General features: G+C 36.3%; 22 protein-coding genes. 19 read left to right on the top strand and 3 right to left on the bottom strand.

Annotated features, from left to right (window positions below; all coding sequences use genetic code 11):
* Positions 1 to 771: 771 nt before the first annotated feature.
* Complete coding sequence (locus tag AZF04_RS07575; RefSeq protein WP_061948218.1) at positions 772 to 1,974, bottom strand: EAL domain-containing protein; 1,203 nt, start codon at positions 1,972 to 1,974, stop codon at positions 772 to 774.
* Positions 1,975 to 2,284: 310 nt separating this feature from the next.
* Here AZF04_RS07575 and hemE point away from each other — a divergent pair, with 310 nt between their 5' ends.
* The 7 genes from hemE (at position 2,285) to pheA (ending at position 9,251) form a co-directional block, all read left to right on the top strand.
* Complete coding sequence (hemE, locus tag AZF04_RS07580; protein ID WP_082795411.1) at positions 2,285 to 3,319, top strand: uroporphyrinogen decarboxylase; 1,035 nt, start codon at positions 2,285 to 2,287, stop codon at positions 3,317 to 3,319.
* A 29-nt stretch (positions 3,320 to 3,348) separates the two neighbouring features.
* The gene (gene hemH / locus AZF04_RS07585) at positions 3,349 to 4,281 is read left to right on the top strand and encodes a ferrochelatase (protein ID WP_061948220.1); all 933 of its coding nucleotides are present in this window, start codon (positions 3,349 to 3,351) and stop codon (positions 4,279 to 4,281) included.
* Positions 4,282 to 5,691 (top strand): protoporphyrinogen oxidase, encoded by a 1,410-nt coding sequence (hemY, locus tag AZF04_RS07590; protein WP_061948221.1) that lies wholly within the window; start codon positions 4,282 to 4,284, stop codon positions 5,689 to 5,691.
* A gap of 160 nt (positions 5,692 to 5,851) precedes the next feature.
* Positions 5,852 to 6,385, top strand: coding sequence for a Spo0B C-terminal domain-containing protein (locus AZF04_RS07595; RefSeq protein WP_061948222.1), 534 nt, complete (start codon positions 5,852 to 5,854; stop codon positions 6,383 to 6,385).
* An 11-nt stretch (positions 6,386 to 6,396) separates the two neighbouring features.
* Positions 6,397 to 7,677, top strand: coding sequence for a GTPase ObgE (gene obgE / locus AZF04_RS07600; protein ID WP_061948223.1), 1,281 nt, complete (start codon positions 6,397 to 6,399; stop codon positions 7,675 to 7,677).
* Between the two features lie 231 nt (positions 7,678 to 7,908).
* Positions 7,909 to 8,352 (top strand): ACT domain-containing protein, encoded by a 444-nt coding sequence (locus AZF04_RS07605; protein WP_061948224.1) that lies wholly within the window; start codon positions 7,909 to 7,911, stop codon positions 8,350 to 8,352.
* Between the two features lie 14 nt (positions 8,353 to 8,366).
* Positions 8,367 to 9,251 (top strand): prephenate dehydratase, encoded by an 885-nt coding sequence (gene pheA, locus AZF04_RS07610; protein WP_082795410.1) that lies wholly within the window; start codon positions 8,367 to 8,369, stop codon positions 9,249 to 9,251.
* Between the two features lie 59 nt (positions 9,252 to 9,310).
* Here the strand turns inward: pheA and AZF04_RS07615 are convergent, their stop codons facing one another.
* A complete protein-coding gene (locus AZF04_RS07615) occupies positions 9,311 to 9,871 on the bottom strand; it encodes a transcription repressor NadR (RefSeq protein WP_412459200.1) in 561 nt (186 codons plus the stop codon).
* Complete coding sequence (locus AZF04_RS07620) at positions 9,822 to 10,979, bottom strand: IscS subfamily cysteine desulfurase (RefSeq protein ID WP_061948226.1); 1,158 nt, start codon at positions 10,977 to 10,979, stop codon at positions 9,822 to 9,824. The genes AZF04_RS07615 and AZF04_RS07620 overlap by 50 nt, the downstream gene beginning before the upstream one ends.
* 105 nt (positions 10,980 to 11,084) lie before the next feature.
* Between AZF04_RS07620 and nadB the strand changes: the two genes are divergently transcribed.
* From nadB to yajC, 12 genes are all read left to right on the top strand, one after another.
* Positions 11,085 to 12,686, top strand: coding sequence for an L-aspartate oxidase (gene nadB, locus AZF04_RS07625; protein ID WP_061948227.1), 1,602 nt, complete (start codon positions 11,085 to 11,087; stop codon positions 12,684 to 12,686).
* Positions 12,652 to 13,485, top strand: coding sequence for a carboxylating nicotinate-nucleotide diphosphorylase (nadC, locus tag AZF04_RS07630; RefSeq protein ID WP_061948228.1), 834 nt, complete (start codon positions 12,652 to 12,654; stop codon positions 13,483 to 13,485). Before nadB ends, nadC begins: the two co-directional genes overlap by 35 nt.
* Positions 13,486 to 13,487: 2 nt before the next feature.
* On the top strand, positions 13,488 to 14,600 hold the full coding sequence (nadA, locus tag AZF04_RS07635) for a quinolinate synthase NadA (protein WP_061948229.1): 1,113 nt from the start codon (positions 13,488 to 13,490) through the stop codon (positions 14,598 to 14,600).
* Positions 14,601 to 15,607: 1,007 nt separating this feature from the next.
* Positions 15,608 to 17,002 (top strand): SafA/ExsA family spore coat assembly protein, encoded by a 1,395-nt coding sequence (safA, locus tag AZF04_RS07640; protein WP_061948230.1) that lies wholly within the window; start codon positions 15,608 to 15,610, stop codon positions 17,000 to 17,002.
* A 298-nt stretch (positions 17,003 to 17,300) separates the two neighbouring features.
* Entirely contained in the window at positions 17,301 to 18,212 is a 912-nt protein-coding gene (locus AZF04_RS07645) for a YhcN/YlaJ family sporulation lipoprotein (protein ID WP_061948231.1), read from the top strand.
* Positions 18,213 to 18,308: 96 nt separating this feature from the next.
* Complete coding sequence (locus tag AZF04_RS07650) at positions 18,309 to 18,845, top strand: BofC C-terminal domain-containing protein (RefSeq protein WP_061948232.1); 537 nt, start codon at positions 18,309 to 18,311, stop codon at positions 18,843 to 18,845.
* A 132-nt stretch (positions 18,846 to 18,977) separates the two neighbouring features.
* Positions 18,978 to 19,592 (top strand): Holliday junction branch migration protein RuvA, encoded by a 615-nt coding sequence (ruvA, locus tag AZF04_RS07655; RefSeq protein WP_061948233.1) that lies wholly within the window; start codon positions 18,978 to 18,980, stop codon positions 19,590 to 19,592.
* A gap of 39 nt (positions 19,593 to 19,631) precedes the next feature.
* On the top strand, positions 19,632 to 20,630 hold the full coding sequence (ruvB, locus tag AZF04_RS07660; RefSeq protein ID WP_061948234.1) for a Holliday junction branch migration DNA helicase RuvB: 999 nt from the start codon (positions 19,632 to 19,634) through the stop codon (positions 20,628 to 20,630).
* Positions 20,630 to 20,848, top strand: coding sequence for a DUF2905 domain-containing protein (locus AZF04_RS07665; protein ID WP_061948235.1), 219 nt, complete (start codon positions 20,630 to 20,632; stop codon positions 20,846 to 20,848). Before ruvB ends, AZF04_RS07665 begins: the two co-directional genes overlap by 1 nt.
* Positions 20,849 to 20,923: 75 nt before the next feature.
* A complete protein-coding gene (gene queA / locus AZF04_RS07670) occupies positions 20,924 to 21,964 on the top strand; it encodes a tRNA preQ1(34) S-adenosylmethionine ribosyltransferase-isomerase QueA (RefSeq protein ID WP_061948236.1) in 1,041 nt (346 codons plus the stop codon).
* A 35-nt stretch (positions 21,965 to 21,999) separates the two neighbouring features.
* Positions 22,000 to 23,139, top strand: a complete 1,140-nt coding sequence (gene tgt, locus AZF04_RS07675; protein ID WP_045485774.1) for a tRNA guanosine(34) transglycosylase Tgt — start codon at positions 22,000 to 22,002, stop codon at positions 23,137 to 23,139.
* 44 nt (positions 23,140 to 23,183) lie between these two features.
* Positions 23,184 to 23,447: a preprotein translocase subunit YajC gene (gene yajC / locus AZF04_RS07680; RefSeq protein WP_045485772.1), complete on the top strand. Its 264-nt coding sequence runs from the start codon at positions 23,184 to 23,186 to the stop codon at positions 23,445 to 23,447.
* The last annotated feature ends 10 nt before the right edge of the window (positions 23,448 to 23,457 follow it).

Raw genomic sequence — 23,457 nt, forward strand, 5'->3', positions numbered from 1 at the left:
TCTTATAAAATATGTTTTGTAGGTTTGTGAATTCACTCGTTGATTGTAACGGTAGGTAGTGACTCCCAAAGGAAGAGCGCCGTTTGAAGAACTACTCTGACGAAGCCCTGCGTAGTCGGAGTTAGCTGAGGACAAGCCCTTGGGAAAGCATCTACCTAAAGTGGAAATCAAAACCTAACCGCTCGATTTCCATTATAAAAATGTACTGAATGTTTGCGAATTCACACGTTGATTGAAACGGTAGGTAGTGACTCCCAAAGGATGAGCGCAGTGTGAAGATCCACTCTGACGAAGCTCAGCGTAGTCAGAGTTAGCTGAGGACAAGCCCTTGGGAAAGCATCTACCTAAAGTGGAAATCAAAAACCCAACCGCTCGTTTTTATAAAAAGGCGAATGTTTGCAAATTCACTCGTTGATTGTAACGGTAGGTAGTGACTCCCAAAGGAAGAGCGCCGTTTGAAGATCCACTCTGACGAAGCTCTGCGTAGTCGGAGTTAGCTGAAGACAAGCCCTTGGGAAAGCATCTACCTAAAGTGGAAATCAAAACCTAATCGTTCGGTTTTCATTATCAGATAGTAATAATGAAATGGATTCACTTAAAAAAATAGAGTAAAAAAAGAAGTCTTGTATGTAGTAGAATTCAAAGTATTCATATATGACGCCAAATAATTCCATTATAACAAATGTCTGCTAACTTGGTCAGAAGTTTTTTTATGTGCCTTGAATCGTTTTGAATTCATGTAATTGGGTAAAATGAATAAGAAGAAAGAATTTACATCTCTAAACTAATATCAATAAACAAAAATGTATCATCCGGTAGTGGATAAGAAAAAGTATAAATAGATTGATGATATTCTATATCTAAGTATTTATCAGAAATTAACCCAGAACTCATCCTCTTCATTTGAACGATATTTTTTAAGAAATAGGGTCGCCAGCTCCAGTTTTTTTGCTGTGTATGAGTGATGGCCTGCCAAGCTTTATTCATTTTTCGAGTGTGGTTTTTAGATAGTTGATAACCAAATTCGTTACAAATATATAAGCGGAAGCAATATGGAGGAATTTGATTTCTTAAAGATAATAAAAATTGCTCATGATCTAGCATTTTATGAAAATCTTGCAGTAAGTAATCAAACATTAAATTTAGTTGCTCTTCGAACTGATAGAGCTTTTTTAATTGTAAAAGCTCAAGGAAAATCATTTGCTCTAATGCGTTCGTTGTCTCATTTTTTATTGAGATGGAGCTTATCATTGTTGGCTTTGGTTTTGAAAAATAAAAGCCTTGATAATACTGAGCGCCATTTCTCCAAGCATTTTTAAGCATTTGCTCTGTTTCTATACCTTCAAATAAAAGCTGAGCGCCTGATTTTTGAGATAGCATAGATAATGCATACAGAACATCTAAATGCGCCTGGGAATATTCACTTTTTTGAACTAAGAGCATATCTACTTTTAGTATATCAGGTTGAATAAAGGCAATTCTCTCAAGATTGCTGTAGCCTGTTCCTAAATCATCTACAGCTATTTTGCACCCGAGAGCTCGATACTTATTTAACTGTTCTAAAAAATGAGCGCGATTGTTCATAAAATTTGATTCCGTAATTTCTAAGACTATTTGCTCGCCTAATAGGTATTCCTGATCCAGCAATTGTTTAATCTCTAAGTAAAAATTTTGGTCGTCTTCTGCTGAAAAAAATGTAGGGTCTAAATTAAAAAAATAGGATAGTTTCTTCTGGTTTTGTTCACGTATTTTTGATAAAGCTTTTGTGCGAATGGTATTGTCAACAAATTGTTTATCCTTTAAAGAGACTTTTTCATTATGAAAGAAAGACCCTAAGCTAGTATACTTTTCATTTTTCATTAATCGACCAAGCACCTCATAGCCGACAATTGATTGTTGATCAGACCCAATAATAGGTTGGAAATGAGGAGATAAATCAGAGGGCTGAAAAGGTAGAGCTAAGTCACTAATCATATAATAACTCCTTTTAGATTATGATATTAGGATCTCTTACTAAAAATTGTAACAAAACCCATGGCGCTTCTCTTTCTTTATGTGAAATGATTTTACATAGATTAAAAAAAGCGATAAAATCTTTATTAATAATCATTACAATTTAATAATAACTAAAAACGAACGAATTTATGACAGATTTCCAAAAGACTATACAACTTAAGCGGATAACTTTATAGTTATACTTGGGCAAAATCGTTTAATATAGAGGTTCTTTATAGTTGGTATTGATGATTTATACATATAAGTGTTAAAAGGGAAGGTGCTTACGTTGAAGAAGAATTTTAATGATACTTTTATAAAGGCATGTTATGGACAGTCGCATAACCATGTACCTGTTTGGTATATGAGACAAGCAGGGAGGTCACAACCTGAATATCGTAAAGTAAAAGAGAAATACTCGTTATTCGAAATCACTCATGATCCAGAATTGTGCGCATATATTACGAAATTACCGGTCGACCAATATAATAATGATGCTGCTATTTTATATAAAGATATAATGACACCACTTCCTTACATCGGTGTAGATGTAGAAATTAAAACAGGAATTGGTCCTGTGATAGATAATCCGATTTCGACAAAAGTGGATGTAGAAAGATTAGGTCAGCTTACACCAGACCAAGATATTCCTTATGTTCTAGATACGATTAAGTTACTTCGCCAGCAATTAGAAGTGCCTTTAATTGGATTTAGTGGAGCTCCATTTACTTTAGCTAGCTATATGATCGAAGGAGGTCCATCAAAGAACTATAATAAGGTAAAGGCTTTTATGTACAGTGATACTGAAGCTTGGTTCTTATTAATGGATAAATTGGCTGAAATGGTCATTACTTATGTAAAAGCACAAGTACAAGCAGGGGCACAGGCTATTCAAATATTTGATTCTTGGGTAGGGGCATTAAATGTTGCCGATTATAGAGTGTATGTAAAGCCAATTATGAATAAAATTTTTACAGAATTAAAGAAAGAACAAGTACCTTTAATTACTTTTGGTGTTGGTGCTAGTCATTTGGCTAATGAGTGGAATGAGCTTCCGGTTGATGTAGTCGGACTTGATTGGAGATTGTCTGTTGAAGAGGCGAGAGAACGTGGAATTCAGAAAACAGTTCAAGGCAATTTAGATCCAGCCGTCTTATTATCAAGTTGGTCCGTTATCGAGGAAAAAACAAAGCAAATATTAGAACAAGGTATGAAATCCTCGTCCTTTATTTTTAACCTGGGGCATGGTGTTGTACCTGAAGTGAAGCCGGAAACCTTAAAAAGATTAACTGCTTTTATTCATGATTATTCTACCAATAGATAATGCAATAGTTTCATTATAAGGAGATGAAAATGATGAAGAAAAAAACGGGATTATTAGTAATGGCTTATGGAACTCCTAGGTCAAAAGAGGAAATAGAGCCATACTATACGCATATTAGACATGGAAGAAAGCCTTCAGAAGAAGCATTGGAAGATTTAACCAATCGTTATGAAGCAATAGGGGGAATTAGTCCTTTAGCGAAAATCACTGAAGATCAAGCATCAAAATTAGAGAGCTTTTTAAATGAAGTGGTAGAAGACCGAGAATTCAAAGCTTATTTAGGGCTTAAGCATATCGATCCTTTTATTGAAGATGCAGTGACGAAGATGAAAGAGGACGGAATTGAAGAAGCAGTCAGTATTGTTCTAGCTCCTCATTTTTCAACCTTTAGTGTGAAGTCCTACAATGGACGAGCAAAAGAAGAATCTGAAAAAATCAATGGACCGACGATACAAAGTGTGGAAAGCTGGTATAAAGAGCCAAAATTTATTCAATATTGGAGTAATCAAATTAAGAAGACAATGGAGCAAATATCTAATCCAGAAAAAAGCTGTGTGATTTTTTCTGCTCATAGTCTCCCTGAGAAGATTTTACAAAATGGAGATCCGTACCCTGAACAGCTAAGAGAAACAGCAGAGTTGATTGCAAAAGAAGCCGGAATTAATCAATATGAAATCGGCTGGCAAAGTGAAGGGAATACTCCTGAACCTTGGCTAGGCCCAGATGTTCAAGACTTGACTCGTACGTTATTTGAAAATCATGGATACACCTCAATCGTCTATTGTCCTGTTGGTTTTGTTGCCGATCATTTAGAAGTTCTTTTTGATAATGATTATGAATGTAAAGTGGTGACAGACGAATTAGGGATTGACTATTATAGACCAGAAATGCCTAATAGCAAGCCTGAGTTTATTGAGTGCTTAGCAACGGTTATTCAAAAGAAATTAGCGGAGTCTAAATAAATGAATGCAAAGAGGAAAGTAGCCATTATCGGTGGTGGATTAACAGGACTCGCTGCAGCATTCAAATTACAATCCTTTATAGATGAGGGGCAAGACTTGGATTATGATTTGTTTGAATCGACTGACAGACTAGGTGGGAAAATTCAAACGGTACAAACGAAAGGATTTGTTATTGAAAAAGGACCAGATTCATTTTTAGCTAGAAAAAAAAGCATGTCAAGATTAGCAGATGAGGTTGGTTTAGCAGATGAGCTTGTTTTCAATGAAACCGGACAAGCTTATATTATGAAAAAAAATCAATTACATCCTATTCCAAAGGGTTCTGTAATGGGGATTCCGACGGACTTTAATGCATTTATTTCCAGTCCATTATTAAGTCCATTCGGTAAATTGAGTATCTTAAAAGACTTTATTCTACCTACTTCTACTCAGGAGGAGGTCGATGTATCAGCTGGTTCATTTTTCAGAAAGAGATTAGGTAATGAGGCGGTTGAATCACTGATTGAACCTTTGTTATCAGGTATTTATGCTGGAGATATGGATAAATTGAGCTTAAAGGCAACCTACCCTCAATTTCAGCAGCTAGAAAAATCGCATCGTAGTCTTATAAAAGGTACCTTACAAAATCAAAAACAACAAAAAGCTCTTTCAGGTGAAAAAATGAAAAAAAATGGAGCTTTTCTTACTTTTAAAAGAGGATTAGAGTCTTTTGTAGATGCTATTGTACGAAGGTTACCAGAATCTAAAATAAAGCTACAGCATTCCGTTCAAAATATAACAAAACGAAAAAATGACTATGAAATGGTGATGAAGGATGGAAGGCGACTCTATTATGAGCATATTATCATCACAACACCTCCGCAGGTTAGTGGTCAAATGTTGAATTCTTATAAGGAATTTGATTATTTAAGAAAAATGGATTCATCATCGGCTGCTACTGTTGCACTTGCCTTTAAGAAAGAAGATGTAAAAAATCCCTATGAAGGGACAGGCTTTGTCGTATCAAGAAAGAATGATGTAAATATTACTGCCTGTACATGGACTGATAAAAAGTGGCCACATACAACACCTAAAGGTTATACTTTATTACGTAGTTATGTAGGAAAAGCTGGAGAATCTGAAATCGTAGACCAATCAGATGACGAAATTGTTCAGACGGTGTTAAAGAATTTGAATCAGGTTATCGATATAAAAGCTCAACCTCTATTTTCTTATGTAACAAGGTGGAAAAATGGAATGCCACAATATTATGTGGGACATCCGTATAAAATCGAAAAGCTCAAGGATGATTTAAGTAGGAATTTTCCTGGTTTATACATAGTAGGTGCCGGTATTGATGGTGTGGGATTACCAGATTGTATTGATCAAGGAGAGTATGCGGCTGCTGCTATCCTTAAGTCGTATCAATAGATGTTAAAAGGTAGGAATCGAACTGCTGATTGCCTACCTTTTTTTGTTGGTCTAGTCATTTTTTTATGAAAAAAAAGGATGAATGAACTTTCTGTTTCAAATTATGATATGATAAAAGTCTAGTAAATGTATTCACTAAAACGGCGAGGAGAAAAAGTGAATGGCGAAAAATAATGAAATCTTGGAGGCACTTCGTCATAGTCGTCATGATTGGCTGAATGTTTTGCAGTTAATAAAATCAAACCTAGCTTTAAAAAAATACGATCGAATTGATGAAATTATAAGTCAGAGTGTTCAACAGTCTGTTAATGCGTCTAAATTATCGAATTTAGGAATTCCTCGGCTAGCCACTCATTTATTAACGTATAATTGGCAAAATAACAAAATGAAGCTTGAAGTGAATGTAATTGGAGATGAAAGAGATTTACAAGCGTACGAAAACTCCTTAGAGGTCATTTGTTTTCAAGTTTTATCTCTATTCAATTCTAATTCCGTTTGGACGACAGAAAATCAATTATTACTTACTTTTATTTTGAAAAATTATGAATGTGAGCTGTTATTTGATTTTGAAGGACAGTTAAAAATAGAGGAAAAACAGTTAGAAGAATTTTTAAGCTTACAGGTCCCCATAAATACTGAAGTAGAATGGGGAAAAGATACTTGCTTCTTAAAAGCAAGTGTAGAATTAAATTGAGGTGAATTGAAATGTTTGTAGATAAAGTTAAGGTGTATGTGAAAGGTGGAGACGGTGGGAATGGTATGGTCGCTTATCGTCGTGAAAAATACGTGCCGGACGGAGGTCCTGCTGGTGGCGACGGAGGAAGAGGAGCAAGTGTAGTCTTTGAGGTAGAGGAAGGACTTAGAACCTTAATGGACTTTCGTTATAATCGTCATTTTAAAGCTACAAGAGGAGAGCATGGGCGCTCTAAAAGTCAACACGGCAAAAATTCTCAAGATATGATCGTAAAGGTACCTCCAGGTACTACAGTAATGGATGAGACGACAGGACAAGTCCTAGCAGATTTAACGACTCATGGGCAACGAGCCGTCATCGCAAAAGGAGGTCGTGGCGGAAGAGGTAATATTCGTTTCGCTACCCCTGTAAATCCAGCTCCAGAAATCGCAGAAAACGGTGAGCCTGGTCAGGAAAGAGAAGTGGTGCTTGAACTTAAGGTGCTAGCGGATGTCGGTTTAGTAGGCTTTCCAAGTGTAGGTAAATCTACACTGCTTTCTATCGTTTCAGCAGCAAAGCCTAAAATTGCAGAATATCATTTTACAACGATCACTCCTAATTTGGGAGTCGTCGAAACAGATGACCATCGAAGCTTTGTAATGGCGGATCTTCCAGGGTTAATTGAAGGGGCTCACCAAGGGGTCGGTTTAGGTCATCAATTTTTGAGACATATTGAAAGAACAAGAGTAATTGTTCACGTTATAGATATGTCTGGTTTAGAGGGACGAGATCCTTTCGATGATTATCAAAAAATCAATGAAGAGTTAAAGCAATATAATTTGCGTTTGTTAGAACGTCCTCAATTAGTTGTGGCTAACAAAATGGATATGCCGGATGCTGCTGATAACTTAAATAAGTTTAAGGAACAACTAAATGAGGATATACAAATTTTCCCACTATCAGCTGTTACAAAGCAAGGAATTCGTGAATTATTGCTTTCAATAGCCGATAAAATAGAAGAAACACCAGAATTTCCTTTACATGAAGAAACAGAAGAAGCTAGAGTGGTTTATCGTCATGAGAAAAAGGAAACACCATTTATTATAACAAGAGCTAGTGATGGTGCGTTTGAATTATCAGGAGCAGAGCTTGAGCGCCTCTTTAAGATGACCGACTTCTCAAGGGATGAATCGGTTAAACGTTTCGCTAGGCAAATGCGCGGTATGGGTGTAGATGAGGCATTGAGAGAAAAAGGAGCAAAAGACGGAGATTTAGTCCGAATTATGAAATTTGAGTTTGAATTTATTGAATAAAATCAAATGATGGTAGGAGGCATGGTGCAGTCATTGCCTCCTTTTGTTTTTTGCTCTATTTAAAATTGTCAATCAGAAATGTACAAAAGTCTCTCTCATTTAGACATTTTTTCTTAATATGGTTGTCAAAATGAAAACTCAATTCTATAATAGTAAGAACATTTACTTTATATTCAGACATCTTGACAACAATTTATGAAGATAATGGGTAAAAGGGCGAGGGGAATATATATGTCAGAAAAGCAATTTTTTCTTGTTCGTGAGGATATATTAACAGATGCTATGCAAAAAACACTTGAGGTTAAATCTTTACTAGAGTCGGGGAAAATAAAAAAAATTAATGAAGCCGTCCATCATGTTGGATTAAGTCGAAGTGCTTATTATAAATATAAAGACGGAATTTTTCCTTTTCATACAATGATGAAAGAAAAAATTATTACGTTATCCTTGAATTTAGTTGACCGCTCTGGTTCATTATCACAGTTATTAAGTATAATTGCTGAATCTGGTGCAAATGTATTAACGATTAATCAATCGATCCCTTTGCAAGGAAGGGCCCATATTACTTTGTCGATTAATACTTCCTCAATGGAAAGTGATTTAAATCAATTAAAACTGAAAATTGAACAACTAGAAGCAGTAGAAAAAGTAGAGCTTGTTGGATCGGGTTCATAAAAGGAGAGAATATTGTGGTAAAGGTAGCATTCTTAGGGCCGAAAGGAACATTCACAGAAATGGCAGCAAAAGCTGTATTTCAGCAATTCGACCATATTCCCTTTCAGACAATACCAGGATGTATGGATGCTGTAAGTGCTGGTGAAGCTGATATTGCTGTTGTGCCTATAGAAAATGCAATAGAAGGTTCTGTCAATTTAACATTGGATTATTTAATTCATAAGAAACGACTTCCTATAATCGGAAGTATAACGGTACCAGTGGCCCAGCATTTGTTTCAAAATAAACAGCAAAGTCATTTGAATTTTGAGCCTAAAAAAGTGATTTCTCATGCGCACGCAATTGCTCAATGTCATGATTATTTACAGTTAAGATATCCAAATATTGAGTTTGAATATATGAACTCGACTGCCACTGCTGCAAAGTGGATAGCAGACCATCCAGAGGAGGCAGTGGTCGGTATTGGAAATGAGTTAGCAGCAACTGAATATGATTTGAATATTCTAGAAAGAAATATTCATGATTTTGAACATAATCGAACAAGATTTCTCATTTTAGCAAAGCAGCAAAATAAACACGAAGTCAAAGGTCCTTACAAAATAAGTGATAAAACAACTTTGATGGTCACTCTTCCTTCCGATTACTCTGGTGCCCTTCATCAAGTTCTATCTGCATTCGCTTGGAGACGATTGAATTTATCTAAAATTGAGTCACGACCTACAAAAACAGGCTTAGGAAATTATTTCTTTATTATTGAAGTAGATCAATTGGTGGATGAAGTTTTAATACCAGGCGTTGTAGCTGAGCTAGAAACACTCGGCTGCGGGGTCGATATTTTAGGAAGTTATGAAAGCTTTTCATTAACTAAAATGGTGGAAACACAACAAGCTAGTTCATAAAGTAATTAAAAACGACGGAATGGTTAATAGTCATTTCGTCGTTTTTTGTCTAATTGGACTTAATCCTCTATTAGAAGAAACCCATGTTCATTCAATCCTTGAATGGCCTGTAAAAGAGCTTCTTCAGTAGATGCTTCTAATGTGTGCAAATGTACTCCTTTCGTTAAATCAGAAAGAAGTGAAGCATTTGTTTTTTGTAACTTATCACAAAATTGTTCAACATCATGTCTAGAAGATAAACGCAGTGACGCTGTGATTTCCCCATAAATAGGGTGTTCAACGGTTACGTCTTTCACCATCACTCCATGGTCTACTAGTATAAAAAGTTCTTCTTTGGTTTCTTCAGGTGTATGGCAGCAGGCGACCATTTTACTAAAAGTTTTAGGTTCTTCATTTTGGTACAATAAATAACCTTGTGCTGTAGCCAAGATAGGATAATTTTTTGCTTTTAGAATAGAAATGTCTTGGACTATTACTTGTCTGCTCACATTCGTTCTTTTAGAAAGCTCCGTGCCAGTCAAAGGAATTAAACTTTCTTTTAACCACTTTATAATCATTTGACGTCGATTTTCACCGAGGAGTTTTTTCGATTTGTCCACAATAGCCCTCCTTAAATTCATTTGAGATATGAATTAACTGCTTTATTAAAATTTCAATATCTTCCTCAGTTGTGTGCTTTCCAAATGTAATTCTTACATATTCATGTGCTTCTGAGCTTGTTCTCCCGATAGCTAACATAGAAGCTGGCGGTTCTGATAATCCAGCTCTACATGCGGAGCCTGTTGCAATAAGAAGCCCTTTCTTTTGACATTCTAGCATCAAAAACTGACCTTCCATTCCTTTTCTTCGTAAAGCTAAATGAAAAGGAAGCCTATTTATAGCATCTCCTTCAAAATAAAAGAGAGAATCATGCTTTAAGCTATTTACAACTTTTAAACGCAACTTTGTTAATCTTTCTTGCTCCTGTGGTTGTTGCTTCATAATTTCCTCAACAGCTACAGCAAAAGCCATAATAGCTGGAACATCTACCGTACCTGCCCTAAAACCATTTTCGTGACTAGTTCCTCGTAAAAAGGATTGATAAGGGGTTGAAGAAGAGATATAGGCAGCCCCACAGCCCTTTGGTCCATAAATTTTATGGGCAGAAATCGTACATGCATCAAGAAAATGTATCGGTATTTTTATTTTTCCAAAACTTTGGACGCAGTCGCTATGAAACAGTATATCATTTTCCTTTAAGATGTTAGAAATGATTTCTAAATCTTGAATGGTTCCTAGCTCACTGCTAGCATGGGCAAAAGTTGCCAATATGGTCTCTTCTTTTATAGAGTCGATCAGTGCTTCTATGGATATTTTCCCATTTGAATCGAGAGGAACATACGTAATATCAAAACCTTGCTCCTTTAAATAGTGTAAAGATTGTTTAACGGAGTGATGTTCAGATTCAATGGAAAGTATATGATTTCCTTTTAGTTTTTGAGCTTTAGCAAGACCTGTAATAATTAAAAAATTAGCTTCCGTTCCACAGCCTGTGAAAAATAATTCTTGTTCCCTAATATTGAGTGCATCTCCGATCGTTTCTCTAGCTAGTTGTAGCATTGCTTCTGCCTCTTGTCCAAATTGATGAATACTACGACTGTTCCCGAAATATTGGCTGGCAGCCAACTGATAGGTAGATAGTGCTTTCTCGGACATGGGAGTTGTAGAGCTATAATCAAAAAATATCATAAAATCTCCTGCCTTTACCTTAATAAAAAAATAGTTGTTATTATTCTTATTTTATGTAAAGATAGGTGACAAGACAACTGTAAACTATTTGAAGGAGTGCAAATCATGTCAAAAAAAGCAGGAGTCATTATTATTGGTAGTGGAATTGCAGGACTTATGACTGCCCATTTATTAGCAGATTTTTGTCATGTGATTTTAATCACAAAGTCAAAGCTTAAAAAATCAAATTCTTATTTAGCTCAAGGAGGAATTGCGGCAGCTATTGATCGAAATGATCATTGGCACCATCATTTCACTGACACATTAAAAGCAGGATATGGGCATCATGACGAAGCAAATGTAGAGGAAATGGTTAAGCAAGGTCCAAATATAATAGCGCAGTTAATGAAAATAGGAGTGAAATTCGATACAAATGAACAAAATCAAATTTTATTAGGAATGGAGGGAGCTCATCAAAAAAGAAGAATCGTTCATATTAATGGGGACCAAACCGGTAAAGAGATTATAAAACAAATGATGGTAATGGTTCAAAATCGAATTACGATAAAAGAAGACACTTTAGCCGTTCAATTATTGAAGCGAAATCAAGAAATAATTGGGGTCAAAACGAATAAAGAATTAATTTATGCTGACTACACGATCATAGCGAGTGGTGGAGCAGGACAAATTTATGAAAATACCTCAAATTGTCAAGAGGCAACTGGTGATGGCATGGTACTCGCTTATCAGGCAGGTGCACAATTAAAAGATTTAGAATTTGTTCAATTTCATCCTACTGTTTTGATGAAGGAAGGAAAACCTCTTGGCTTAGTAAGTGAAGCTGTTCGTGGAGAAGGTGGAGTATTAGTAACAGCAAATGGTATTCCACTAATGTCTAATCATCCACAGAAGGATTTAGCCTCTAGAGATGTGGTTAGTCGTGCTATTCACCACCAAAACATAAATGGAGAAAAAGTGTATTTGGATATTACTTCGATCGAAAATTTTAGAGCACGCTTTCCTTCTATTACAAAACTATGTGAAAAAGCAAACATACAAATTGAGTCTGGATTACTTGAGGTACGTCCAGGTGCCCATTTTTTTAATGGGGGAATTCAGGTTAATAGTAATGGCAATACCACGTTAAATCGATTGTACGCCGTAGGAGAAGTCGCCTGCACCGGAGTTCATGGTGCAAATCGCTTAGCAAGTAATTCATTATTAGAAGGCCTTGTTTTCTCAAATAAAATAGCAAATCACATAAGAAACAGAAGAGATTTCATTAGTGGAATAAAAATAGAAACTAACTTTTTTGGAAGAGATTTAGAAAACCAGGTGATGTGGCTTAACAAAAGCCAAATTCAAGCTTGGATGAGTAAGTACGTAGGAATTTTTCGAACAAAAGAAAGTTTAGAAATCATGCTAAGTAAGCTTAGACCATATGAATCACTATTAAATAAGCCTACTGATTATATGATTCATACTAGAGAACATTTAGAAACCATCCATCTTTTACAGCTTGCTTTTCTGATCACGGAATCTGCTTTATTAAGAAAGGAAAGTCGGGGAGGACACTTCCGTGACGATTATCTTAATAGTGATCCAGATTGGACGAAAACCTCAATTATATGGAAAAGAGAGAATGAAATGAACGAAGCGAAAATAGAAAAAATACAGGCTAGGGGAGAACAAGATGAATCGCATCAAATTAAGGAATCAGTTAGGTGAATTTTTTAATGAGGATATCGGTGATGGTGATTTAACAAGCATGGCTTTACCTCAAAATCAAATAAAAACAGCGGAAATAATCGCAAAAGAAAAAGGAATTTTTGTAGGAAAAGAAATCATTACTGAAGGATATAGCCTCTTAAATCCAGAGCTAAAAACAGAAATTGATTTCGAGGATGGAGAAATTTTTGAGAAGGGTCAAAAAATAGCTACTGTTGTCGGGCCTGTCGATCAAATTCTTTTAGGAGAACGAGTCATTTTAAATGTGATTCAACGTCTCTCAGGTATAGCGACGATGACTTATCAAGTGATTAAAAATCTTCAAGATTCTTCTATACGAATATGTGATACAAGAAAAACCACACCTGGTTTAAGAATGTTGGAAAAATATGCTGTTAAATGTGGTGGAGGCTATAATCATCGCACTAGTCTCAATCACAGTATTTTATTAAAAGAAAATCATATAGAAGCATATGGAGGAATAAAAGAGGCGATATCGGCTGTAAAATCTAAAACAGGACATATCGCCAAAATAGAAGTCGAAATAACCAATCAGAAACAATTAATAGAGGCTATTGAAGAAAAACCGGATGTTATCATGTTTGATAACTATTCACCAAATGACATTCAAGAGCAAATCCAACTAGTGCCAAGTGAAATCGTAACGGAGGCTTCTGGTGGGATAAATTATAAGAATATTGTTGAGTTCAGAGGCTGTGGAGTTGACTACATTTCCTTAGGTTTTTTAACTCATTCTATTACATCTATAGATTTTAGCATGTTAGTTAAGGGGGAATAATCATGGCTAGCTTATTACAAGAAATGACTACATTTAAAAGGCTCCCAGAGAAATATAGACAAATGTCTACAGAGGAGAAGGTTAGAAGAATTACTTCGATAAAAGAAAAATTTGGTGAGAAATTATTTATTCCAGGTCATCACTATCAACGAGATGAAGTCATTCAGTTTGCTAATGTAACAGGTGATTCTTTACAGTTGGCACAATTATCTGCTGATAATAAGAAGGCGGATTATATTGTGTTCTGTGGAGTTCATTTTATGGCAGAAACGGCAGACATGTTAACAAGCTTTAATCAAAAAGTGATACTTCCAGATTTAAAAGCTGGCTGCTCGATGGCAGACATGGCTAATATTAACCAAACAGAAACAGCATGGGGAAAGCTACAAAATATTTTTTCAGATACGATTATACCTTTAACATATGTAAATAGTACTGCTGCTATTAAAGCCTTTTGCGGAAAGCATGGGGGTGCTACGGTGACTTCATCTAATGCAGTCAAAATGGTTGAATGGGCCATGACTCAAAAGGAAAGACTGTTATTTTTACCTGATCAACATCTAGGCAGAAATACGGCTTTTTCGTTAGGAATTGAACTAGATGAAATGGCTATTTGGGATCCTAATGAGGAGAAGTTAATTTATAACGAGAGTCTGCCATTGGAGCAAATTAAAGTGATACTTTGGAAAGGCCATTGCTCAGTTCATGAAAAGTTTACGGTTCAACAAATTGAAAATTTCCGCCAGAATCACCCAGAGACAAAGGTATTAGTACATCCAGAGTGTACTCATGAAGTCGTGCAAGCTGCTGACTATAATGGCTCTACCCATTATATTATTGAGAAAATAAAAAAAGCAGAACCTGGTACATCTTGGGCTATAGGAACAGAGATGAACTTAGTGAAGCGTCTAGCAAAGAGTCACCCTGAACTATCTATTGTATCTCTAAATCCTACTATGTGTGCTTGTTTAACAATGAATAGAATTGACTTAGATCACTTATTATGGTCATTAGAAGAGTTAGAATCTGGACATTTAAATTATCAAATTTTTGTTGACGAAGAAACAACTCAAAATGCCGTATTGGCACTTGAAAGAATGTTAAATAGGAAATAAAAAAGTAGCTTTATACACATGAATCAATTTCATCATTCATATCTTATGATGAAAATCGAACGATTAGTTTTTATGATTTTCACTTTAGGTAGATGCTTTCCCAAGGGCTTGTCTTCAGCTAACTCTAACTACGCAGAGCTTCGCCAGAGTGGATCTTCAGACTGCGCTGATCCTTAGGGAGTCACTACCTACCGTTACAATCATCGAGTGAGTTCAGAAACATTCAGTACATTTTCATAATGAATGGTCGTTTTATTCACTTAAACCCACTTCATCATTCATATTCTTAGACGGTTAGGTTTTTGATTTCCACTTTAGGTAGATGCTTTCCCAAGGGCTTGTCTTCAGCTAACTCTAACTACGCAGAGCTTCGCCAGAGTGGATCTTCAGACTGCGCTGATCATTCGGGAGTCACTACTTACCGTTACAATCAAGAAATTCATTCGCAAACGTTTAAATCATATTTTATAAGAAACGTTCGGTTTTATGCGTTTATAGAGCATTTATGAAATTCACTCACATACAGTAACAAGTCCTCCTTCTTTTGAAAAGAAGGGGGTCTATTGAATGTAAAGAACCTCTATGTCAATGACTTAACTTAACTACATAATTCACGGAGTTCCAGTGGGATGAGGTGGATATTCTGAAATCCACTTAAAAAAATAGTTTGGCAACAAAGTGTTATGGAGGAACGAACAGCTAAAGCAGCTTTCATTACCGAGTACCTTATTTATGATTTTTTTCTCTGTCGCTTTCTATAACATCACTTGAATTAGATGTAAAATAAGTTCTCGTTTTAAAACAAAAAGTAGCGTTTTTAATCTAGGAAGAAAAAAGCTGAAAACAATAGGTTCGTACAATGGTCTAAAAATAGTTGCTTTCACATACATTTTGGCAAAGGAAGAATCGCTTCAATTTACTTTACTGATAAATTGGGCGTTTTTACAGTGTCAAGATGCCTATCGACTCATACAATGTAATGAATGGTAAGAGGAGGGAGTATAAACGTGAAAATTCATATTGTCCAAAAAGGAGAGTCACTTTGGAAAATAGCCCAAAAGCATGGGGTTTCCTTTGAAGAGTTAAAAGCAGCTAACAGTCAATTATCTAATCCTGATGTTATAATGCCTGGAATGAAAATAAAAATTCCAACAGGCAGTGTCCCTGTAAAGAAAGAAGCACCGATTGCTAAACAATCTGTAAAAGAACAGCCTGTTAAAGAGCAACCTGTTGTAAAGGAACAGCCTGTTATGCCGATTCAACAAATGCCAATGATGCCGCCACCACCACAGCCACACATTCAGCCTGATACCCATAAAAATTATGAAACGAATATGAATGTTTATTTATATAATCCAAAACCTAAAAAAGTAAAAGAACAGCCAAAAGTCCAAGTAAAAGAAACAGTAAAAAAAGAACAGCCTAAAGTACAGATTCAAAAAGAGCAGCCGATAGCACCTAAAAAGCAACCAATGCCTAAGCCTGTTCAACAACCAGTTGCGATGGAACAAGCAAAGCCACAAATGGAATGTAGTCCGCAACCGATTGAACATTGTCCGCCTCAGCATATTTATCCTATTAGTCCTGTCATGCCTGGTTGTGCCAATTGTGGCTATCCACAGCACCCAATAGCATATCAGTCAAATTTTGCACAAAACCATCAACATGGTCATATGCAGGGGTTGAATATGCCAGGCTGGGATAACCATCATTCTGTTCAATCCTATGGTCAATTTCAGTCAGATGAAGGGATAAAGAACTGGTCACCAGAACATCATGGCGAGCATGCGAATATGTGGCAGGATTCCTTATCTAATGGTGAGCAGGAGATGCCGTGGCAAAATGGGATGATGCCAATGCCTGGACAGCAGGAAGGAATGCCGTGGCAAAATGGGATGATGCCAATGCCTGGACAGCAGGAAGGAATGCCGTGGCAAAACGGAAAGATGCCAATGCCTGGACAGCAGGAAGGAATGCCGTGGCAAAACGGGATGATGCCAATGCCTGGACAGCAGGAAGGAATGCCGTGGCAAAACGGGATGATGCCAATGCCCGGACAGCAGGAAGGAATGCCGTGGCAAAATGGGATGATGCCAATGCCTGGACAGCAGGAAGGAATGCCGTGGCAAAATGGGATGATGCCAATGCCTGGACAGCAGGAAGTAATGCCGTGGCAAAATGGGATGATGCCAATGCCTGGACAGCAGGAAGGAATGCCGTGGCAAAATGGGATGACACCAATGCCAGGTCAGCAAGGAATGATGCCATTTCAACCACAAAACATGATGCGAAATCGTCAGCAAAGATTTCATTCGAATGGCACTCCTTATAAACTTGCTCAGCCTATGCAGCCAAAAGAACAATTAAATCATTATAATGAGCAGGACGATTACGAAGATTAATGGTAATGAAATTGGAACATAAGCTTTTAATATGAAAAAAGTGAAATGGAAAAGAATCCATTTCACTTTTTTGTGTTATTAATGGGAAATTCTTTATAAAAGGTAAATATAAAAAATCTCTTTCTTAGTTTGTTCAAAGCTTTAAGATGCTTTTTGCTTAAGGAACATAAAATTTCAGACAATCCACGTCTTTTTAAAGATTTTTTAAAAAGGAAATTAACGGAACTCAATTCAAGATGTAACAGATTAAAAGCAAGCTAAAAAAGCCAAGATAATATTGAAAGGGGGGCTTTCAAATATGAAAAAATTTGCTTTGTCATTTGCATCAACTTTAATGATAGTAAGTAGCTTAGCTGCTTGTGGTGGAACAGATAATAATCAAGCCCAAGATTACAATCGAGGCTATGCTCCATCTGGGATGCATTCTGAAGATATGCGCTCAAGTAATCATCGAAATATGAGAGGTCAAGGTCCTGTAACAGACATGTTTACAGATGATGACCGATATGGTAACACACAGCAAAGACAAACTCGTGCTAATGGATATAACCATTATGGTGCAAAACAGTTTGGTAGAACAAACCAATCAGGACAACATGGTTATGGTTCTTCTAATGGATACAGAGCTGCTGGACAATATGGTGGTCAGACTGGTTTTTGGAGCAGAGGTTATACAGGTGGAGATCGACCAGGAATGGTTGATACCGATGGCGTTATTAAAGAAAGAGCTTATGGCAATCGAGTAGGACATGTAGGTATACAATCAAATCGTAATCAGCACGGTATGATGAATATGGAAAAAGGGCATAGAGGCCAAAATCAACATGGTCGAGCTAATCATTCTGCTCGAAGCAATCAATCTGGTAGTCAGCAAGGATATAACGAATCAGCTAAAATTGCTAAGCACGTAAACTCGATTGAAGGTGTCGAAAAAGCTCGAGTAATTGTTCATAATAACGATATAATCGTTGGTATCCAAGCAGACGAAAATAACCAAGACCTTCATAACAAAGTTAAAAATACGGTTGAACAATTAGCTTCAGATTCAGAAGTTCATGTAGTAACTGACCGTAATATGTATAATCGAATTCAAAATGTAGATGATAGAATTCGAAATGGTGAAGCGATGGAAGAAGTTGGGTCTACTATTGAAGATATGGTAACGGATATCGGACGAGCCATTCAAAGACCGTTTGAACATTCACGCTAAAGAAATTAATCAATAATTGAATGAATGAAACCATTTGTGGGAAGCCTTACCATAAGTGGTTTCTTTTTTTAATCGTCAAGAAATGGGTGAATAATGATGCTACAAACTCTTAAATGGGTAAAAGAAAAAAGGTATATCGTTCTATTGCTCCTGCTTGTTATGGTATTTGTGATGATTTTTTTATCTCAAATAATAGTGAAAAGTGAGGAAAAAAACATACCAGTATTAGCACCACAAGTCTTGCAAGTTAAATTAGAAACCGTTTATCTAGATGGATTAAAAAAAGAAGAATACATTGATGAGACTATTTTATCAATGGAAGATTTTTGGGCTTATTATGAAGATTGGGATTTAATTGAACAATCCCTAGAAGAAATGGTTTTTAGAAAAACAATAAACGAGCTATCACCTGTCGTACAAATTCATGGTTATTTTGGTATGTCAGAAGATGGAAAAATACATATTTATGATGGGCTCCCGGAGGATGAGCAAATTATTCAATCCTTTTTTCAGATTGACACAAGGAAATTAAAAGGCAAATTAAAAGAGGAATTAGCCCAAGGGATAAAGGTAGAAGACAAAAGTCAATTTAACAAGATGGTCAAAGAATTTCGAAATTTACAGCCTTCCTAATAATGGTTTAAAACGACTCGTTAATGGTGGAGTATCGCCTATTAGCGAGTTTTTTAAAGGTTTCATTCCAACCTTCATTCCTATATGCTAAAATAGAAATAAACGTTCGTACTTGAGGAGAGTTGTAAACCTGTGATTGAATATGTTAAAGGTCAATTAGTTGATATAGAAACGCAATATGTGGTCATTGATTTTAATGGGTTAGGGTACCAATTGTTTTGTCCTAATCCATATGTTTTTGAAAGAAGCTTGGAACAAGAAATTCAAATTTATACCTATCATTATGTAAAAGAGGATTTGATTCGTCTTTATGGCTTTCAAACAAAAAAGGAGAGAAATTTATTTGAACGACTTTTAAATGTTTCTGGTATTGGTCCAAAGGGAGCTTTAGCTATATTAGCCTCTGGAGCACCTGATCAAGTAGTAGGTGCTATCGAGAAAGAAGATGAAGCTTTCTTAGTTAAATTTCCTGGTGTAGGAAAAAAAACAGCTCGACAAATGATTTTAGATTTAAAAGGGAAATTAGAAGATTTTATAAACATTCCTCTTCAAGCAGATGGCCAATTAGCAGCGGAGCCTTTAGCATTTTCTTCCTCCAATGATTCTTTAGAGGAAGCAGAAGAAGCACTTCGGGCATTAGGTTATGTAGAAAAAGAAATAAAAAAAGTAAGGCCAAAGTTAGAAAAAGAAAATTTGTCTACAGATGCATACATAAGAAAAGCATTGCAACTCATGTTAAGGCTTTAATTAGAAACAAATGTTTAGTGAATGAACGGGGTGCTTGATATGGAAGATAGAATGGTTTCTGCTAATGAGCAAATAGAAGATAGTTTTACGGAACCATCAATACGGCCATTAAATTTAACAGACTACATTGGACAAACGGATGTAAAAAGAAACCTAGAGATATTTATCGAAGCAGCAAAATTAAGGCAAGAATGCTTGGATCATGTCCTCATTTATGGACCACCAGGACTAGGAAAAACAACACTTTCCACCATTATAGCTAATGAAATGGATGTACAAATTAGAACAACATCCGGTCCAGCTATTGAAAGACCAGGAGACTTAGCCGCCATTTTAACGGCACTTGAACCAGGCGATGTTTTATTTATTGATGAAATTCACCGTTTAAATCGCTCAGTTGAAGAGGTTCTTTATCCTGCGATGGAGGATTATTGTTTAGATATAGTCATTGGGAAAGGACCTACCGCTCGATCGGTTCGTCTAGACCTTCCTCCTTTTACTTTAGTAGGTGCTACAACTCGTGCTGGGATGCTATCTGCACCATTGAGAGATCGTTTTGGGGTAACAGCGCGTCTTGAATATTATAATCACGATGAGCTTTCAGAAATCGTGGAGAGAAGTGCAAAAGTATTAGAATTAGAATTAGACTCAACCTCAGCATTAGAAATTGCAAGGCGTTCTAGAGGTACTCCAAGAATAGCCAATAGACTCCTTCGAAGAGTTCGTGATTTTGCTCAAGTAAAAGGGGATGGAGTAATCACGTATTCATTATCTACACACGCTCTTGAAGAGCTTCAGGTTGATAAATTAGGACTTGATCATATCGATTATAAATTTCTTTTTGGCATAATGGACCATTTTAAAGGTGGACCAGTCGGATTGGAAACCATTTCTGCAACAATAGGGGAGGAAGCGGAAACGATTGAAGATGTATATGAACCCTACTTATTACAAATAGGTTTTATCCAACGAACACCAAGGGGCAGAATGGTCACGCCTTTATGTTACCAGCATTTTAAAAGGGAGCTACCTAGCTAATGGGATTTTTCCCGAAATTACTTATAACTTTAGGTGTTATTCTGATTATTTTAGGTATTGTTTGGCAAGTAATAGGTCGATTTATCCCTCTCGGAAAACTACCTGGAGATATTCTTATAAAAGGTGAGAACTCTACTTTTTATTTTCCTATTGTAACTTGTTTAGTCATTAGTGTTTTATTGTCACTTATTTTTTTTATTTTAGGTCGATTTCGTTAAATTCTTGATTATTTCGTTCAGGTTCGATAAAATTATCAAGATGTGCAATTGAACCGTTTAGAAAAGGTGACTAAAATGAATGTGGAACAATTTGACTTTCCCTTACCCGACGAATTAATAGCTCAGACGCCACTGTATGATAGAACGGCGTCTCGTTTGCTTGCGTTGGACAAGGTTTCAGGAGAAATTAAAGACGGTACTTTCTCAGATATTATAGAGTATGTTCAGAGTGGAGACTGTCTAGTTTTAAATGATACAAAAGTGTTACCCGCTCGACTTTTTGGTATTAAGGCTGATACAGGAGCTAAAGTGGAAGTGCTTCTTTTAAAGCAAATGGAAGAAGATCAATGGGAAACTTTAGTAAAGCCTGCCAAACGAGTAAAAAAGGGAACTGAAATTACATTTGGTGATGGTCTTTTAAAAGCAATGTGTCTTGAAGAATTAGAGCACGGAGGTAGAGTTTTTCGATTGGAATATGAAGGGATTTTCCATGAGGTTTTGGACCAGCTTGGTGAAATGCCTTTACCTCCATATATTAAGGAACAATTAGAGGATAAAGAAAGATATCAGACTGTGTATGCAAAAAATAGAGGTTCGGCAGCAGCTCCAACCGCAGGGTTGCATTTTACAGAAGAGCTTCTTCATGAGATAAAGGGCAAAGGTGTAAACGTCGTTATGGTTACCTTACATGTAGGGTTAGGAACCTTTCGACCTGTTAGTGTTGACAAAATTGAAGACCATGAGATGCATGCTGAATTTTACCAAATGAATGACGAAGCTGCTACAACACTTAACGAAGCAAAAAAAAGCGGAAATCGCATCATTGCAGTAGGGACAACTTCTGCTCGAACTTTAGAAACCATTATGGAAAAGCACGGAACATTTTGCGAAACATCAGGGTGGACTTCCATTTTTATTTACCCAGGATTTCAATTTAAAGGATTAGATGCTTTAATCACAAATTTTCATTTACCTAAATCTACATTAATGATGCTTGTCAGTGCACTCGCTGGAAGAGAGCATATTATGAATGCCTATTATCATGCTGTTGAAAAAAAATATCGTTTTTTTAGCTTTGGAGATGCGATGTATATAGGAAATGAAGTCAAAAAGTGATTTTTATAGCAGCTTAAAAGGAGGAACGGCAACGGATGGCGGCAGTCACCTATGAATTAATAAAAACTTGTAAGCAATCAGGAGCTCGTCTTGGTAAAGTTCACACACCACATGGTACAATAGAAACACCGATTTTTATGCCAGTTGGTACGCTTGCGACAGTCAAAACGATGAGTCCTGAAGATTTATACGATATGAATGCTCAAATCATTCTAAGCAATACGTACCATCTCTGGTTACGACCAGGTCATAAGATTATTGAAGAAGCAGGAGGCCTTCATTCATTTATGAATTGGAAACGTCCTATCTTAACAGACTCAGGAGGTTTTCAGGTCTTTAGTTTAAGCGATTTACGAAAAATTGAAGAGGAAGGTGTCCACTTCCGTAATCATTTAAGTGGTGAAAAGCTATTTTTAAGCCCAGAAGAAGCGATGTCCATTCAAAATTCCTTAGGCTCAGATATTATGATGGCTTTTGATGAATGTCCTCCATATCCAGCTGATTATGATTATATGAAGCAATCAGTGGAAAGAACTAGTCGTTGGGCGGAGCGCTGTTTGTCTGCACATAAACGACCTGACCAACAAGGCTTATTCGGGATTGTTCAGGGTGGAGAATATGAGGAACTGCGCAAGCAAAGTGCGAAAGACCTTACATCATTAGATTTCCCTGGTTATGCGATAGGTGGATTATCTGTAGGTGAGCCTAAAGAGGTGATGAATCGTGTTTTAGAATTCACAACTCCCTTGTTACCTTCAGACAAAGCTCGCTATTTGATGGGAGTAGGTTCACCTGATTCCTTAATTGATGGTGCGATACGTGGTATCGATATGTTTGATTGTGTGTTACCGACTAGAATTGCTAGAAATGGAACGTGCATGACGAGTAATGGACGATTAGTCGTTAGAAACGCTAAGTATGCTCATGATTTTAGACCTCTTGATGAAAACTGTGATTGTCATGTTTGTAAAAATTATAGTAGAGCTTATATTCGCCATTTAGTAAAATGTGAAGAAACGTTTGGTTTCCGACTAACGTCTTACCATAATCTTTACTTTTTATTAAATTTAATGGAACAAGTAAGACAAGCCATTAGAGAAGATCGCCTATTAGATTTTAGAGAAGAATTTTTCGAACAATATGGATTTAATAAACCAAATGCGAAAAATTTCTAATCATAAATAATGAAGTTTACTAACTGAAAGGGGGGAAATGAATCATGGAAATGATAGCAACTTTAATACCTTTGTTGTTAATGTTTGTAATTTTTTACTTCTTACTAATTCGACCACAACAAAAGAAACAAAAACAAATTCGTGAAATGCACGATGCTTTAAAGCGTGGCGATAAAATTGTAACCATTGGTGGTTTACATGGTACAATCGATGCACTAGATGATGAAGTAATTGTCATCTTAGTTAATGATAATCGTAAGCTTACATTCGACCGCAGTGCGATTCGAGATGTGGTAAATCCTGATTAATTAAATGCTA

Source organism: Alkalihalobacillus trypoxylicola, assembly GCF_001590785.1.
Classification (GTDB): domain Bacteria; phylum Bacillota; class Bacilli; order Bacillales; family Bacillaceae_D; genus Alkalihalobacillus; species Alkalihalobacillus trypoxylicola.

Excerpts from the sequence above, each read along its gene's own strand:
- AZF04_RS07575 (WP_061948218.1), bottom strand. The coding sequence starts at position 1,974 with ATGATTAGTGACTTAGCTCTACCTTTTCAGCCCTCTGATTTATCTCCT.
- hemH (WP_061948220.1), top strand. The coding sequence starts at position 3,349 with ATGATGAAGAAAAAAACGGGATTATTAGTAATGGCTTATGGAACTCCT.
- hemY (WP_061948221.1), top strand. The coding sequence starts at position 4,282 with ATGAATGCAAAGAGGAAAGTAGCCATTATCGGTGGTGGATTAACAGGA.
- AZF04_RS07595 (WP_061948222.1), top strand. The coding sequence starts at position 5,852 with ATGGCGAAAAATAATGAAATCTTGGAGGCACTTCGTCATAGTCGTCAT.
- obgE (WP_061948223.1), top strand. The coding sequence starts at position 6,397 with ATGTTTGTAGATAAAGTTAAGGTGTATGTGAAAGGTGGAGACGGTGGG.
- AZF04_RS07605 (WP_061948224.1), top strand. The coding sequence starts at position 7,909 with ATGTCAGAAAAGCAATTTTTTCTTGTTCGTGAGGATATATTAACAGAT.
- AZF04_RS07615 (WP_412459200.1), bottom strand. The coding sequence starts at position 9,871 with ATGAATTTAAGGAGGGCTATTGTGGACAAATCGAAAAAACTCCTCGGT.
- AZF04_RS07620 (WP_061948226.1), bottom strand. The coding sequence starts at position 10,979 with ATGATATTTTTTGATTATAGCTCTACAACTCCCATGTCCGAGAAAGCA.
- nadB (WP_061948227.1), top strand. The coding sequence starts at position 11,085 with ATGTCAAAAAAAGCAGGAGTCATTATTATTGGTAGTGGAATTGCAGGA.
- nadC (WP_061948228.1), top strand. The coding sequence starts at position 12,652 with ATGAATCGCATCAAATTAAGGAATCAGTTAGGTGAATTTTTTAATGAG.
- nadA (WP_061948229.1), top strand. The coding sequence starts at position 13,488 with ATGGCTAGCTTATTACAAGAAATGACTACATTTAAAAGGCTCCCAGAG.
- AZF04_RS07645 (WP_061948231.1), top strand. The coding sequence starts at position 17,301 with ATGAAAAAATTTGCTTTGTCATTTGCATCAACTTTAATGATAGTAAGT.
- AZF04_RS07650 (WP_061948232.1), top strand. The coding sequence starts at position 18,309 with ATGCTACAAACTCTTAAATGGGTAAAAGAAAAAAGGTATATCGTTCTA.
- ruvB (WP_061948234.1), top strand. The coding sequence starts at position 19,632 with ATGGAAGATAGAATGGTTTCTGCTAATGAGCAAATAGAAGATAGTTTT.
- AZF04_RS07665 (WP_061948235.1), top strand. The coding sequence starts at position 20,630 with ATGGGATTTTTCCCGAAATTACTTATAACTTTAGGTGTTATTCTGATT.
- queA (WP_061948236.1), top strand. The coding sequence starts at position 20,924 with ATGAATGTGGAACAATTTGACTTTCCCTTACCCGACGAATTAATAGCT.
- tgt (WP_045485774.1), top strand. The coding sequence starts at position 22,000 with ATGGCGGCAGTCACCTATGAATTAATAAAAACTTGTAAGCAATCAGGA.
- yajC (WP_045485772.1), top strand. The coding sequence starts at position 23,184 with ATGGAAATGATAGCAACTTTAATACCTTTGTTGTTAATGTTTGTAATT.